This is a genomic window from Streptomyces sp. A0592 (genome assembly GCF_004795115.1).
GTDB lineage: Bacteria > Actinomycetota > Actinomycetes > Streptomycetales > Streptomycetaceae > Streptomyces > Streptomyces erythrochromogenes.
Map to the genome: position 1 here is coordinate 231,414 of NZ_SSBM01000003.1, position 13,426 is coordinate 244,839.

General features: G+C 71.3%; 12 protein-coding genes and 1 pseudogene. 4 read left to right on the plus strand and 9 right to left on the minus strand.

The window, feature by feature from the left end:
• Positions 1-6 precede the first annotated feature (6 nt).
• Positions 7-927, minus strand: coding sequence for an SDR family oxidoreductase (locus tag E6U81_RS06420; protein ID WP_136229108.1), 921 nt, complete (start codon positions 925-927; stop codon positions 7-9).
• 108 nt (positions 928-1,035) lie between these two features.
• On the opposite strand from E6U81_RS06420, the gene E6U81_RS06425 reads away from it, so the two are divergent.
• A complete protein-coding gene (locus E6U81_RS06425; RefSeq protein WP_136229109.1) occupies positions 1,036-1,962 on the plus strand; it encodes a cyclase family protein in 927 nt (308 codons plus the stop codon).
• Positions 1,963-2,104: 142 nt separating this feature from the next.
• Positions 2,105-2,830, plus strand: coding sequence for a hypothetical protein (locus E6U81_RS06430; RefSeq protein WP_240803679.1), 726 nt, complete (start codon positions 2,105-2,107; stop codon positions 2,828-2,830).
• A gap of 229 nt (positions 2,831-3,059) precedes the next feature.
• Here the strand turns inward: E6U81_RS06430 and E6U81_RS06435 are convergent, their stop codons facing one another.
• The 4 genes from E6U81_RS06435 to E6U81_RS06450 all read right to left on the minus strand — a co-directional run bounded on the left by E6U81_RS06435 (position 3,060) and on the right by E6U81_RS06450 (position 7,273).
• A complete protein-coding gene (locus E6U81_RS06435) occupies positions 3,060-3,551 on the minus strand; it encodes an ATP-binding protein (protein ID WP_136229110.1) in 492 nt (163 codons plus the stop codon).
• A gap of 398 nt (positions 3,552-3,949) precedes the next feature.
• Positions 3,950-4,900, minus strand: a complete 951-nt coding sequence (locus E6U81_RS06440) for an acyl-CoA dehydrogenase (RefSeq protein WP_136229111.1) — start codon at positions 4,898-4,900, stop codon at positions 3,950-3,952.
• 4 nt (positions 4,901-4,904) lie between these two features.
• Complete coding sequence (locus E6U81_RS06445; RefSeq protein WP_136229112.1) at positions 4,905-6,059, minus strand: acyl-CoA dehydrogenase; 1,155 nt, start codon at positions 6,057-6,059, stop codon at positions 4,905-4,907.
• On the minus strand, positions 6,059-7,273 hold the full coding sequence (locus E6U81_RS06450) for an amidohydrolase family protein (protein ID WP_136229113.1): 1,215 nt from the start codon (positions 7,271-7,273) through the stop codon (positions 6,059-6,061). Before E6U81_RS06450 ends, E6U81_RS06445 begins: the two co-directional genes overlap by 1 nt.
• A 150-nt stretch (positions 7,274-7,423) precedes the next feature.
• Here E6U81_RS06450 and E6U81_RS06455 point away from each other — a divergent pair, with 150 nt between their 5' ends.
• Positions 7,424-8,977: an AMP-binding protein gene (locus tag E6U81_RS06455; RefSeq protein ID WP_136229114.1), complete on the plus strand. Its 1,554-nt coding sequence runs from the start codon at positions 7,424-7,426 to the stop codon at positions 8,975-8,977.
• 516 nt (positions 8,978-9,493) lie between these two features.
• Here E6U81_RS06455 and E6U81_RS06460 read toward each other — a convergent pair.
• Both E6U81_RS06460 and E6U81_RS06465 read right to left on the minus strand, forming a co-directional pair.
• On the minus strand, positions 9,494-9,961 hold the full coding sequence (locus E6U81_RS06460; protein ID WP_136229317.1) for an NUDIX domain-containing protein: 468 nt from the start codon (positions 9,959-9,961) through the stop codon (positions 9,494-9,496).
• Positions 9,962-10,063: 102 nt separating this feature from the next.
• Positions 10,064-10,462, minus strand: a complete 399-nt coding sequence (locus tag E6U81_RS06465; RefSeq protein WP_346766128.1) for a helix-turn-helix transcriptional regulator — start codon at positions 10,460-10,462, stop codon at positions 10,064-10,066.
• Positions 10,463-10,747: 285 nt separating this feature from the next.
• Here E6U81_RS06465 and E6U81_RS40905 point away from each other — a divergent pair.
• Positions 10,748-10,958, plus strand: a pseudogene (locus tag E6U81_RS40905) (hypothetical protein).
• A 604-nt stretch (positions 10,959-11,562) separates the two neighbouring features.
• On the opposite strand, the gene E6U81_RS06480 reads toward E6U81_RS40905, so the two are convergent.
• Together E6U81_RS06480 and E6U81_RS06485 are read right to left on the minus strand one after the other, a co-directional pair.
• Positions 11,563-12,819, minus strand: coding sequence for a zf-HC2 domain-containing protein (locus E6U81_RS06480; protein WP_136229116.1), 1,257 nt, complete (start codon positions 12,817-12,819; stop codon positions 11,563-11,565).
• Positions 12,816-13,394, minus strand: a complete 579-nt coding sequence (locus tag E6U81_RS06485; protein ID WP_030666174.1) for a sigma-70 family RNA polymerase sigma factor — start codon at positions 13,392-13,394, stop codon at positions 12,816-12,818. The genes E6U81_RS06480 and E6U81_RS06485 overlap by 4 nt, the downstream gene beginning before the upstream one ends.
• Between the last annotated feature and the right edge of the window lie 32 nt (positions 13,395-13,426).

Consider the following 13,426-nt stretch of genomic DNA (forward strand, 5'->3'; position numbering starts at 1 on the left):
CCCCCGTCAGGCGTTGGGGCGGTCCTTGGCGGCCGCCGCCTTGGCCATGGCCTCCAGCTGCGCCAGCATCGGCATCGGGTCGGTACCGACCGTCCCGGGCAGGAAGTCGGCGATCTTCTCCGGGGTCCAGGAGCCCTCGGCGTATCCGGCGCGCAGCTCGCGCGGCTGTGCCCAGACGGCGATCTTCGGGCCGGCGATCGTGTAGACCTGTCCGGTGATGCGTTCGCCGCCGACGGCGACGGCCTTGTCGGAGAGCAGGTAGGTGACCAGCGCCGCGACGTCCTCGGGCTCGCCGATCTCCTTGAGCTCCATGGGGACGTTCGCGGACATGCGGGTGCGGGCGACGGGTGCGACGGCGTTGGCGGTGACGCCGTACTTGGCGAGGCCCAGCGCGGCGGAGCGGACGAGGGAGATGATCCCGCCCTTGGCGGCGCTGTAGTTGGCCTGGGCGACGGAGCCCTGGTGGTTGCCGCTGGTGAAGCCGATCAGGGTGCCCGATCCCTGGCGGCGCATGACGGCGGAGGCGGCGCGGAAGACGGTGAAGGTGCCCTTGAGATGGGTGGCTACCACCGGGTCCCACTCCTCCTCGCTCATGTTGAACAGCATCCGTTCGCGCAGGATGCCGGCCACGCAGACGACCCCGTCGATGCGTCCGTACTGCGCGAGGGCGGTGTCGACGATGCGCTGGCCGCCCGCCATGGTGGAGATGTCGTCGGCGACGGCGACGGCCTCGCCGCCGGCGGCCTGGATCTCCTTCACGACGCCGTCGGCGATCTCGCTGGTGGGCTCTCCGCCCTCGATGCCGACGCCGTAGTCGTTGACGACGACCCTGGCGCCCTCGGCGGCCGCGGCGAGTGCCACGGCCCGTCCGATGCCCCGGCCGGCGCCGGTGACGGCGACGACCCTGCCTGCCAAGAAGTTCCCCACGTCCGGCCCCTTCCCGCGTTTTCTGACGGACCGTTAGATTCTATGGGTAGTCAGATGTACGCGCACAAGCCCTCGTTGCCGCATTCACGCAAGGAGCTGTCGACGCCCATGACCCTGCCCGCCGAGTTCCACGACATCGCCAAGCGCGTCAACAACTGGGGACGCTGGGGCGCCGACGACGAGATCGGCACCCTGAACCTGATCACCGACGAGGTCGTCCGGGGTGCGGCCGCGGAGATCCGCAGCGGCCGCCGCGTCCCCCTGGCGCTGCCCCTGAAGGAGGACGGGGTCCAGGTCGGCATGATCCCCGGCCGGATCAACCCGCTGCACACGATGGTGCAGATCAACCAGGAGCTCTTCGGCCCGGGCACGGTGGCGTGCAGCGACGACGCCGTCAGCATGGGCCTCCAGGCGGGCACCCACTGGGACGCCCTCACCCACGTCTCGCACTCGGGCCGGATCTACAACGGCCGCCCCGCCGGCAGCATCACCGCGCACGGGCGGGCCGAGTTCAGCGGCATCGACAAGGCCACCCCCATCGTCTCGCGCGGGGTGCTCCTCGACGTCGCCCGCGCCAAGGGCCTCGACCGGCTGCCGGGCGACCACGCGGTGAGCCCGGCGGACCTGGCGGAGGCCGAGGAGTTCGGCCGGGTCACGGTCCGCCCCGGCGACATCGTCCTGGTCCGCACCGGCCAGATCCAGGCCTACCTGGCGGGCGACAGGCACGGCTACGGCTTCCCCTCCCCCGGGCTGTCCGTCCGTACGCCGGAGTGGTTCCACGCCCGGGACGTGGCGGCCGTCGCGAACGACACCCTGACCTTCGAGATCTTCCCGCCGGAGATCGAGAACCTGTGGCTGCCGGTCCACGCCCTCGACCTGGTGGAGATGGGCATGCACCAGGGTCAGAACTGGAACCTCGAAAAACTGTCCACAGCCTGTGCAGAAGAAAACCGGTACGCCTTCCTCCTGTCGGCCATGCCCGAGCCCTTCGTGGGCGGCACCGGCACCCCGGTGGCCCCGGTGGCCATCCTCTGAGACGCGTCCGCGCAGGTGGCGAGGGGCGGGGCGACCCCGGCGGACCGGGCCCCGCGCCGGGTGGAACCATGTTGTGTCCATGACGCGTCACCGTTCTCGCGTCACCCCCCGCTCCTCACCACCCTCAGCACTGGAGAAGCGCATGTCCAACCCGTACCAGGCGTCCCCACCCCCGCCACCGCCGCCCTTCACCCCGGGCGCCCCGCAGCGACGCGGGAACAACAAGTTCGTCACCTTCCTGGTCGTCGCCCTGGTCGTCGTCGGCGCCTACGGCGCCTCCAAGGTGCTGGGCGAGGACAAGGGCAAGACGTCCGGTTCCGGTTCCACCTCCGCCTCCGCGTCGCCGTCCGCCAAGCCCACGGCCAAGGACCCCGGCTCCCCCGAGTCCTCCTCCGACACCTCCAGCGCGTGGAAGGTCGGCGACTGCGGCGGACCCGACCCCTCCAAGGGCGCCGACGCGTACAAGCGGACGAGCTGCTCCGACTCCGGGGCCTCCTTCAAGGCCATCGACATCAAGGACGCCAGCATCCTGCCGGGCTCCATCCAGTGCCCGGCCGGCACCGACGTGATGATCGAGGTGAGCATCTCCTACAGCGGCGGCAAGTCGAGCGGCATCCCCACCAACACCGTCTGCGGCCGCAACCTCTCCAACGAGCACCCCGGCGACGCGGGCGCCGGCGGCGGCCAGCTCGTCAAGGGCGACTGCGTGACCTCCCAGGCCAAGGAGGTCCCCTGCGGCGGCTCGGGCGCGCTCAAGGTCCTCGGCCTCGTCAAGACCAAGGAAGAGTGCCCCTCCGGCACCACGGACCCCATCCGTCTGACCATCTCGGTGGGCCGCCCCTACGACGTGATCTGCACCGACGGCTGACCTCCCGCCCCGGCGCCCTGCGCCCGCCGCGCTCCGCCGCCCGTACCTCAGGGCCGCGGAGCGCGCCGCGGTGTGCTGCGGGTGGCGGCGGCGCGCATGCACGCCCCGAGCGCGGCACGGCGGCCGCCACCCCGCGACCCGCACTCGTCAAGGCGTGTCCTTGGCGTCCCCTCGCGTCGAATCGCTCCACACCAGGGTGATCAACAGGTGACGAACCGTCAACACCTCGTTAGAGGTACACGCGCGGTTCCCGCACCGGAGTGTGAACCTCGGGCGGACAGCACGGGGCCGTCTCGGCCGAGGCGCCACTCGCAGCGGCGTCCGCCTCCGCCTTCCGCGCCCGGTCGATCTCGCACCAGATCCGCTTGCCCGCGCCCTCGCGCTGCCAGCCCCACCGGTCCGCCAGGCCGTCCACCAGCTCCAGGCCGCGCCCGCCCGTGTCCTCGCCGCAGGCCTGCCGGCGGGCCGGGGCCCGGTCACTGGCGTCGGCCACCTCGACCCGCACCCCCGGTCCCCCGAAGAGCATGCGCAGCACGGCCGGACAGCCCGTGTGCACGACCGCGTTCGTGACCAGTTCGGAGATCAGCAGGATCAGCGTCTCGGCGAGCGGCTCGTCGTCCCCTATGCCGGACCCCGCCAGCCGGGACCGAGCCCACCGCCGCGCCCGGCCGACCTCGGCCGGATCCGCGCCTACCTCCAGCTGAACCTGAAGCACCTGCACCGCTCACACCATCCGAACCGGCGGACACTTCGCCTCGCGACAGGACGGGATCACCGACCGTGACCCCCTTCCGTAGCAGCATGGTTGACCTACAGTCACCACAACAAGCGCTTCGGGCATATTCACGCGCGAAGAAGTAGGCGTAGTGCATACTGTGCGGCCACGCCGCTCAACCACTCGTATGCGTGGGAGCGTACCGGAGCAGGCACCCGACTCCGGGCCGTAACGGGGTAGGCGCAGGACACAAACCGATATCAACTCTCTGTAATCGGACATGCGTCCCGCGTCGTTGCTCCCGTACCCCTCCCGTGCGGCTCACGGGCCCCTCACGGCCCGCCCGTCACACGCCTCCCGGCACACCTCCGGCCGCGCCCCCACCGCGCCTCCCGACGCGCCGCCTACCGCGTCGAGTCCAGCAGTTCCTGCGCCAGCAGCTCCTCCGCCGCCGCCGTCGTCCGCCACTGTTCGGCCCGCACCCAGGCCCGCTTCAGGTGCAGGTGCACGTCCGCCTCCCACGTGAAGCCCATCCCGCCGTGCACCTGCAGACAGTCCCGCGCATTGCGCACGGCCGCCTCGTCCGCCAGCAGCTTCGCCCCCGCTGCCTCCCCCGGATCCCCCGTCACCGCCGCCGCGTACACCGCCGTACGGGCCACCTCCGCCCGCACCAGCATCTGCGCGCACAGGTGCTTGACCGCCTGGAACGCCCCGATCGGCTGCCCGAACTGCTCGCGCTCCCCCGCGTACCGCACCGCCAGCTCCACCGTCCGCAGCGCGCTCCCGACCTGGAGCGCGGCCGTCAGCAGCGCCCCCTCCGACACGTACGCGGACTCGCACGCCGACACTCCGGCGCCGCCCGGCCGCGCGACCCGGTACAGGGGTGTCAGCGGGTCCGCCGCGCGCACCGGCTCGCCGACCGGGAGCACGGCCGCCCCCAGCACCGCGTCCGCCTCCCCCAGGTACGCGACCAGCTCCCCGCCCAGGTCGAAGGCGGTCACCACCGCCGCACCCGCCGCGGCCCCCGGCACCACCCCCGCCGCCAGGTGCGTCGCCACCAGCGGCCCCGGCACCAGGGCCCGGCCGGCCTCCTCGAACACGAGCACCGCCTCCGGCAGCGCCAGCCCCACGCCGCCCTCGGACTCCGGCAGCCGCAGCGCGAAGAAGCCCGCCTCGCCCAGCTCCCGCCACAGGCCGCGGTCCACGGCCACGGCCGCGCCCGCTCCCGCGCCCGCGCCCGCGTCCGCCGCGGCGTCCACCGAGGCGCGCAGCGCCTCCCGCCCGTACCGGCCCTCCAGCAGCTCCCTTACGCCCGCCCGCAGGGCCCGCTGGTCCTCCGTCGGCTGGAAGTCCATGCCCTCACCGGCCCTTCGGAAGGCCGAGGATCCGCTCGGCGACGATGTTCCGCTGGATCTGCGAGGTCCCCGCCGCGATCGTGTACGAGAGGGAGGAGAGCCGGTCCAGGGTCCACTCCTCCTCCAGCGACAGCGACGACGCCCCCAGCACCTCGGCCGCCACGTCGTACAGCTCCTGGCGGGCGTGCGAATAGGCGAGCTTGAAGACCGAGCCGCCGATCCCCGGCACCCCGCCGGAGCGCTCCGACTCGCTGACGTTCCACTGGGTCAGCCGCCACAGCGCGCCGAACTCCCCGTAGAGCCGGCCCAGCCGGCGCCGCAGCGCCGGATCGTCCCAGCGGCCGTTCGCCCTCGCCGTACGGGCCAGTTCGCCCAGGGTCCTGCGGCACGCGACGACCTCGCCGACGAAGGCGGTGCCCCGCTCGAAGGACAGGGTGACCATGGTGACCCGCCAGCCGTCGTTCTCCGCGCCCACCCGGTTGGCGACCGGGACCCGTACCTCGTCGAGGAACACCTCGGCGAACTCCGTCGACCCGGCGAGCGTGCGCAGCGGCCGTACGGTCACCCCCGGCGCGTCCATCGGCATGGCCAGCCAGGAGATCCCGCGGTGCTTGGGGGCGTCGGGGGCCGTGCGTACGAGCAGCTCGCACCAGTCGGCGACCTCCGCGTGCGAGGTCCAGATCTTCGAGCCCGTGATCACGTAGTCGTCGCCGTCGCGGACCGCGCGCGTGCGCAGGGTGGCCAGGTCGGAGCCCGCGTCGGGCTCGCTGAAGCCCTGGCACCACACCTCGTCGCCGCGCAGTACGGGCGGCAGCCAGCGCGCCCGCTGCCCGGCCGTGCCCTCGGCGGCGATCGTCGGGCCGGCGTGCAGCAGCCCGACGAAGTTCGCGCCCACGTACGGGGCCCCCGCGCGCTCCGTCTCCTCCAGGAAGATCAGGTGCTGGGTCGGGGTGGCGCCGCGGCCGCCCGCGTCCACCGGCCAGTGCAGGCCGGCGTAACCGGCCTCGTACAGCCGGCGCTGCCAGCCCAGGTCGTAGGCGCGGCGGCCCGGCCAGTCGTCCGGGGACGGCCGGGCGGGCAGCTCGGGCAGCGCCTTGAGGAGCCACTCGCGCAGCCGCGCCCGGAAGTCCTGCTCCTCCTCGGTGTACGTCAGGTCCATCAGCGGCCCTTGTCCTTGGCCAGGTGCTTGTCGAGGTCCAGGCCGAGCATGCGGATGGCGTTGCCGCGCATCAGCTTGTAGACGGTCTCGTCGTCCAGCCCCTGCACGTGGTCGAGGGCGACCTCCTTGGTGTGCGGGAAGGTCGAGTCGACGTGCGGGTAGTCGGTCTCGAAGGTCGCGTTGTCCCGGCCGACGACGTCGAGCGAGGCGATCCCGTGCTTGTCGCGGAAGAAGCAGCAGAACATCTGCCGGTAGTAGTACGTCGACGGCGGCTCGGGAATCAGGTCGCGCACCCCGCCCCACGCCCGGTGCTCCTGCCACACGTCGTCCGCGCGCTCCAGGGCGTAGGGGATCCAGCCCATCTGCCCCTCGCTGTAGGCCAGCTTGAGCGTCGGGAACTTCACCAGCACGCCGCTGAAGAGGAAGTCCATCATCGAGGCCATCGCGTTGTTGAAGCTGAGCGACGCCTGGACGGCGGGCGGCGCGTCGGGGGACGCCGCGGGCATCTGCGAGCTGGACCCGATGTGCATGTTGACCACCGTGCCGGTCTCCTGGCAGACGGCGAAGAAGGGGTCCCAGTAGCCGGAGTGGATCGACGGCAGTCCCAGGTAGGTCGGGATCTCCGAGAAGGTCACCGCGCGCACCCCGCGGGCCGCGTTGCGCCGGATCTCGGCCACGGCCAGGTCGATGTCCCACAGCGGGATGATGCACAGCGGGATCAGCCGGCCGCCGCTGTCGCCGCACCACTCCTCGACCATCCAGTCGTTGTAGGCGCGGACGCAGGCGAGGGCCACCTCCTTGTCGTGCGCCTCGGCGAAGGTCTGCCCGCAGAAGCGCGGGAAGGTCGGGAAGCACAGGGAGGCCTCGACGTGGTTGAGGTCCATGTCGGCGAGGCGCGCCTTGGGGTCCCAGCACCCCTGGCGCATCTCCTCGCGGGTGATCCCCTCCAGCGTCATGTCGTCGCGGTCGAAGCCGACGGCGGCGATGTTGCGCTTGTACGGGAACTTCAGGTCCTCGTAGATCCACCAGTCGGTCGGCGGGCCGTCCGGGTCCATGGAGATCACGTACTTGCCGCCCGTGTACTGCAGCTCGCCGATGCCGGCCGTGAGCGCTTTGGGCCCGCGGTCGCGGTACTTGGCGGGCAGCCAGACGTCGAACAGGTGCGCGGGCTCGATCACGTGGTCGTCGACGCTGATGATCCGAGGCAGTTCCATGGGCTCCCCAATCCGGTGCCAATCCCGTGCCGATCTGATGGATCGTCAGAAACAAGCTAGCCCCGCCACCCCTGGACCGACAAGCGCATGCGCTCTACGCTCTGCGCTTGATCTGACTAACCGTCAGCTATGGCTATGGGGAGGTCTGGGATGACGGACACCGCGACCGCGACAGAACTGAGCCGTTCCCGCACCCTGTGGGAACTCGTCTCCCGCCGGGCCGCACTCACCCCGGACACCGCCGTCCTCATCGAAGCGGCCGAAGACCCCGCCGACGACCGGAGCCTCACCTTCGGAGAACTGCGCGACCGCTCCGAACGCGTCGCCGCAGGCCTCCACGACATGGGAGTACGCCCCGGCACCGTCGTCGCCTGGCAGCTCCCCACCCGCATCGAGACCGTGCTGCTCACCGTCGCCCTCGCCCGGATCGGCGCCGTCCAGACCCCCGTCATCCCCTTCTACCGCGACCGCGAGGTCGGCTTCGCGCTCCGCGAGGCCAAGGCGGACTTCTTCGCGACACCCGGAACCTGGCGGGGCCACGACTACCCCGCCATGGCCCGCCGGCTCGGCGCCCGCGGCGTCTTCGAGGCCTACGCCTCCCTCCCCGACGGCGACCCGGCCGTACTGCCCCCACCGCCCGCCACCGGCACCGACGTCCGCTGGATCTACTGGACCTCCGGCACCACCTCGGACCCCAAGGGCGTCCTGCACACCGACCGCTCCCTCATAGCCGGCGGCTCCTGCCTCGCGCACGCCCTGCACCTGACCCCGTCCGACGTCGGCTCGATGGCCTTCCCCTTCGCGCACATAGCCGGACCGGACTACACCGTGATGCTGCTGCTCTACGGATTCCCCGCGGTCCTCTTCGAGAAGTTCGCCATGCCGGACGCCCTCGACGGCTACCGCCGCCACGGGGTCACCGTCGCCGGCGGATCCACCGCCTTCTACTCCATGTTCCTCACGGAACAGCGCATGGCCCCGAACGTCCCCCTCATCCCCACCCTCCGCCTCCTCGCGGGCGGCGGCGCCCCCAAACCGCCGGAGATCTACCACGCCGTGGTCCGCGAACTCGGCTGCCAGCTCACCCACGGCTACGGCATGACCGAAGTCCCGATGATCACCATGGGCGCCCCCGACGACACCCCGGAGCGCCTCGCCACCACCGAGGGCCGACCCCCGGAGGGCATGTCCATCCGCATCACCACCCCCGACGGCACCCCGCTCCCTGCGAACACCGACGGCGAGGTCCGCCTGCGCGGCGAGGCGGTCTGCCAGGGCTACCTGGGCCACGACCAGTCCGCCGAGGCCTTCGACCCCGACGGCTACCTGATCACCGGCGACCTCGGCCACCTCACCCCGGACGGCTACCTCGTCCTCACCGGCCGCAGCAAGGACGTGATCATCCGCAAGGGCGAGAACATCTCCGCCAAGGAGATCGAAGACCTCCTCCACCGCCTCCCGGGCGTCGCGGACGTGGCGGTCATCGGCCTCCCGGACAAGACCCGCGGCGAACGCGTCTGCGCGGTCGTCGAACAGCCCGCGGGAGCAGCCCCCCTGACCCTCCACCAGGTCACGGCCTACCTCCGCACCGAAGGCCTGGCCACCCACAAACTCCCGGAACAACTCGAACTCCTGGAAGCCCTCCCCCGCAACGAAGCCCTGCGCAAGGTCCTCAAGTACAAACTGCGGGAGCGGTACGCGTAGGGGGCGGGGCGCGGGCGGGGCACGGCGGGAGCCGATGGGGCGGGGGCGGTAGGCGCGGCGGTGTGCTGGGGGCGGGATCTGCGCGGGGCGGGATCTGCGCGGGGCGGGATCACGGAGGTGCTGGGAGTTTCCCGTCCGTCCTATCGTCTTCCGTGTCGGGCCGGTCCCTCAAGGGCGCTCGTTCCTCGCGTCGCTTCGCGATGTCGCTGCGCTCCACCCTTGACCGCCCGTCCCGCCCCGGAAAATCGAGGACAGCCGGAAACCCCCCAGAAGAACGGGCGGGGAGTTCTTTTCAGGGACGGGCACATCAGCGATGCGCGGGGCGGTCGGGGGCGCCTCAGATCGCTACACGGTCCTGCTGGTAGGCGGCCGCAGGCCTCTGTGGCTGGGCATAAGCCGCCCACACTCGCTACGCACTTCTCGATCACGCGACCGCAGACCGCCTGGGGCTGGACAACGGACGCGATCGACCGCCACACACGAATTGAGTTCGGCGTCTGCGTGTCAGTGGCGGCGTCAGCGAACTACGGGACCGCGACCTGCGCGCCAGTCGTCGATGCGCTTGCGGATGCTGGGCACCATCGGGAGATTGTCCGTGTCCTCGGGCGCGAACCAGGCGACCTCGAGAGACTCGTCGGACGTCCGGAGGGTGCCGCCGGTGGGCCGGGCGAGAAGACAGATTGAGAACTCCTGGCGGACTTCTCCGTCGTCGTAGGCGAAGACGTGTCCGGGGTTCGTGTACGTACCGACGATCCCCACGATCTCAACCGCAATGCCGGTTTCCTCGAGCGTCTCTCGAACCGCGCAGTCTCCGATGCTCTCCCCAATCTCCATCTTGCCGCCGGGCAGAGCCCACATCTCGTTGTCCGTGCGCCGTTGCAGCAACACCCGACCGTCGTCGTCGACGACGATCGCCGAGGCCGCCGGCACCAAGCTGTTCGCCACCGGCGCGTGGGGATCGTCCTCGTAGTCACGCCTGGGCATCTCGCCTCGCCTCTCTGATGTCACGTCCACGGCTCCACAGCTCTTCGACATGAGCCGCGAAGCGGTCGAACATGCCGTCCGCCTGCCTGCGGCGGAGGTGCATCATTGGCGAATCGTGGCCGACCCTGCGCGCCAGAATCGGGGTGACGATTGCTCCAGCCAAAGGAAGTAGTTGGTGTATCCGGCGAACACCAGCTCGCTCTGCGCCTTCGCCACAAGGGACTTCCACAGGCTGGCAGGTGCGGCCGACCTATACGGAAAGACCTGGACGATCTCCCGGTCCGGCCCGGTGGTGAGTGCCGATCGTACGGCGTTGGGCCACAAGGCTGCCTCCTCCTCCCCTAACGCTTCAGACGCCGCCCAACGGTGGCGGGCGTGAGGAATGCGGTGTGGCTCGGTGATCCATCGACCGACCGTCTTCGCATCGACTCCACAAGCTTCTGCGAGGTGCGTCTCCGTCATCTTGGCATTCGCCATTGCCCGGCGCAGCACGTGATTCATGATTCGCCTCCATGACCCGTCAAGGACGGAGCGAACCGTACCGACGAAACGTCTCAAACGTCCCGAGAACGCGGTGGCAACGCTCCGACGGGGGCCGCAGCATCGGCACAGACCCAACCGCGCACTACGGAGGAGTGATCTGCATGCGGCCGCGCATTGACGAGTTCGGCGTCTGCACGGAGGACAGCCGCTTGACGACTGCCATTGGAGAGCCGAGTTCGGATCTGTTCAACCGGGCCCTGGTCGGGTGGGAGCGCTTCCTCAGCACCTTGAAGCGCGAAGTCGATGAGTGAGCGCTACGAATACGTTCCCCACCACCTCCTACGCCGACCCGTCCGCGACATCGCCTCTGGCGTAGAGGGGGGAGCTGATGGCAGTGATCAATGAAAACGTCTCGGGCTCAGCCCACGAACTCTGGGTTGAACTGGCTTACATCCGCGGTTCGTCTGGATGTGAATTCACAACGGCGATCTCCAACGTCGAGTCCGTCGAATGACGTTCGAGGCGGCGCTCCGTCTTCCTGTCAGGGCGCGTAGACGCGGAACGCAGCTCACACCTGGGTGCTTGTGGGCGCCTCACACCCGCCCATGGGGCTTGCAGACGCGTGATCGAGAAGCACGTAGCGATCGATGGCGGCTTATGCCCAGCCACAGAGGCCCGCAGACGCCGACGGACAGGCGTGCGTAGCGATCTGAGGCGCGCTCCCGACCACCCCGCGCCTCGCTGATGTGCCCGTCTCTCCGCCTGTCCCCGGCCCGTTCTTCTGGGGGCTTCCCGGCTGTCCTCGATTTTCCGGGGCGGGACGGGCGGTCAAGGGTGGCCGAAGGCCATCGCGAAGCGACGCGACAAAGGAGCGCCCTTGAGGGACCGGCACGACACGGAAGACGATAGGACGGACGGGAAACCCCCAGCACGTCACTGATACCGCCCCACTCAGACACCGCCCCCACACCACCCCGCGCGCTGCCGGTCCCGACCCGCCCCCGCCGGCTTCCGCCGTGCTTCGATGCCGCCGCGCCCGGGGGTGGGTGGGCAGCCGCCGGCCCGGGGGGTGGGGCCGCGGGGGTGGAGGCGCCGGGTGCGCGGGTGACCGTACCCCCCTACAGGCGGCTCAGGGAGGCTGCCGCGAACAGGACGTCGCGGATTGCTTCGCGGTCGCCGTGCTGGCCGGCCGCCACGTCTTCCGGCGAGATGTGGCCCGCGGCCAGCTGGCAGAACTCGATGCCGTCCAGGGCGATCTCCGCCACCGTCCGTTCCGGCGACGGTTTCGCTCCCGGCGAGTCCAGCGCGATGTCCCAGCCGCCGCCACCCGCGCCCTCGATCTCCAGGTGCAGGGTCCGCCCGGGCGCTCCCGCCGCGACCAGGCCCCGCGCCGGGGCCGCCAGGCCCGCGCGGCGGCGCTGTGCCAGCGCGCCCGGCAGCAGTCGCGCCGCCAGGTCGATCATCCCGTGCAGGTGCGGCCCGGAGGGCGGCTCGTACGGGTAGTCCACCGCGTCCGCGATGTCCCACGCGTGCACCCAGCACTCGAAGGCCCGCTCCAGGAAGGCGTCGCCGAGCGGCAGTGCGAAACCGCCGTAGTCCACGGCGAGTTCGGCGACGCCACGGCCTGCGAAGGACACCGTACGGACCAGGGTGTGGCCCTGTTCCCGCCACGGCTCGCGCACCTGCCGCGTCGTCGGGTACGCGGACGCGCCCCAGAAGTACTCCGTCCGTACGGTCGGACCGCCCGGCGGCGCTTCGGAGCCGAGCGGGTCGTCCAGGCCGAGCGCGGTGGCGATCAGCCCGTCGACGGTCATGAGGTGTCCGATCACACCTGCGACCGTGGTCCGCTGCGACCGGCTCCGTTCCTCCTCGAACCACTTCAGGCGCACCGGGGTGTGCCATTCGGAGTCGCCGAAGTCCTGCAGCAGGGCGTCGAGCCGCGCGGTCTCGGTGTCGTACGGGCTCGCCCACACCGGCACCGGGATGCGGGCCGGCCGCTTGCCGAGGCAGTCCTCCAGGACGCGCGAGCGCAGCAGCGGTTTGAGGTCGAGGGTCTCCTCGGGGTGCAGCAGTCCGACCGCGTCGCGCAGCCGCAGCGCCTCCTCCGCGCAGGGTGCGCACTCGGTGAGGTGGTCCTCGACCGCCCGGGTCTCCTCGGTCGAGCAGGCGGCCAGCGCCCACGCGCCGAGGAGGGACTTCAGCACGGCGTGCGAGGGCGGCGGTGACGGCGGCGGCGTCGGTTCGGCGGGCAGCGGCAGCGGGCGCGGTGCGTGCCCCGGGTCGAGGTCGTCGGCGGCCCCGCGCGGGCCGGGTATCCGCGCCCGGCCGCCGGGACGCTCGTATCCGTCGTCGGGCGACTGGGCGGGGCCGTTCATCGGGGTGTTCCGTATTCGCGCGGGCCGTAACCGGGCTGGGCGGCGTCCTCCTGCGGGAGGGCGTTGGCGGTCGACAGCAGTTGGAGCCCGAGCCGCAGCCTGCGGCGGGCTTCGTCCTCGCTGATCTGGAGGTCGGCGGCAGCCTGCCGGTAGTCGCGCCGCTTGAAGTAGGCGAGTTCCAGCGCGGCCCGCAGCGGTGCGGGCATGGAGGTGACGATGTAGTCCGCGCGGGCAGCGGCGTTGGCGCTGCGCACCTTCTGTTCCAGCTCCTCGCGGGAGCCGCGGCCCAGTTCGGCCTGGCGCAGCCGGGCCACCGCCTGGCCCTGGGTGATCCGGGCGACCCAGGAGCGCATGGAGCCCTGCTTGGGGTCGTAGGCGTCCGGGTTCTCCCAGATGTAGCCGAAGACCTCGCGGGTGATCCGGTCCGCCGCCTTCTCGTCGCCCAGCACGCGGTGCGCCAGGCTGTGCACGAGCGAGGCGAAGCGGTCGTAGAGCTCACCGAGTGCGGCGGCCTCGCCGCGGGCGAGGCGCTGCTGCATGCGGCGGTCCCACCGCGGTGGTACGTCCTTCGGCATAAGTGCCCCCAGCCGTGTGTCGACGCAACGAA

Excerpts from the sequence above, each read along its gene's own strand:
- E6U81_RS06480 (WP_136229116.1), bottom strand. The coding sequence starts at position 12,819 with ATGAACGGCCCCGCCCAGTCGCCCGACGACGGATACGAGCGTCCCGGC.
- E6U81_RS06450 (WP_136229113.1), bottom strand. The coding sequence starts at position 7,273 with ATGGAACTGCCTCGGATCATCAGCGTCGACGACCACGTGATCGAGCCC.
- E6U81_RS06485 (WP_030666174.1), bottom strand. The coding sequence starts at position 13,394 with ATGCCGAAGGACGTACCACCGCGGTGGGACCGCCGCATGCAGCAGCGC.
- E6U81_RS06455 (WP_136229114.1), top strand. The coding sequence starts at position 7,424 with ATGACGGACACCGCGACCGCGACAGAACTGAGCCGTTCCCGCACCCTG.
- E6U81_RS06445 (WP_136229112.1), bottom strand. The coding sequence starts at position 6,059 with ATGGACCTGACGTACACCGAGGAGGAGCAGGACTTCCGGGCGCGGCTG.
- E6U81_RS06430 (WP_240803679.1), top strand. The coding sequence starts at position 2,105 with ATGTCCAACCCGTACCAGGCGTCCCCACCCCCGCCACCGCCGCCCTTC.
- E6U81_RS06425 (WP_136229109.1), top strand. The coding sequence starts at position 1,036 with ATGACCCTGCCCGCCGAGTTCCACGACATCGCCAAGCGCGTCAACAAC.
- E6U81_RS06440 (WP_136229111.1), bottom strand. The coding sequence starts at position 4,900 with ATGGACTTCCAGCCGACGGAGGACCAGCGGGCCCTGCGGGCGGGCGTA.
- E6U81_RS06465 (WP_346766128.1), bottom strand. The coding sequence starts at position 10,462 with ATGAATCACGTGCTGCGCCGGGCAATGGCGAATGCCAAGATGACGGAG.
- E6U81_RS06460 (WP_136229317.1), bottom strand. The coding sequence starts at position 9,961 with ATGCCCAGGCGTGACTACGAGGACGATCCCCACGCGCCGGTGGCGAAC.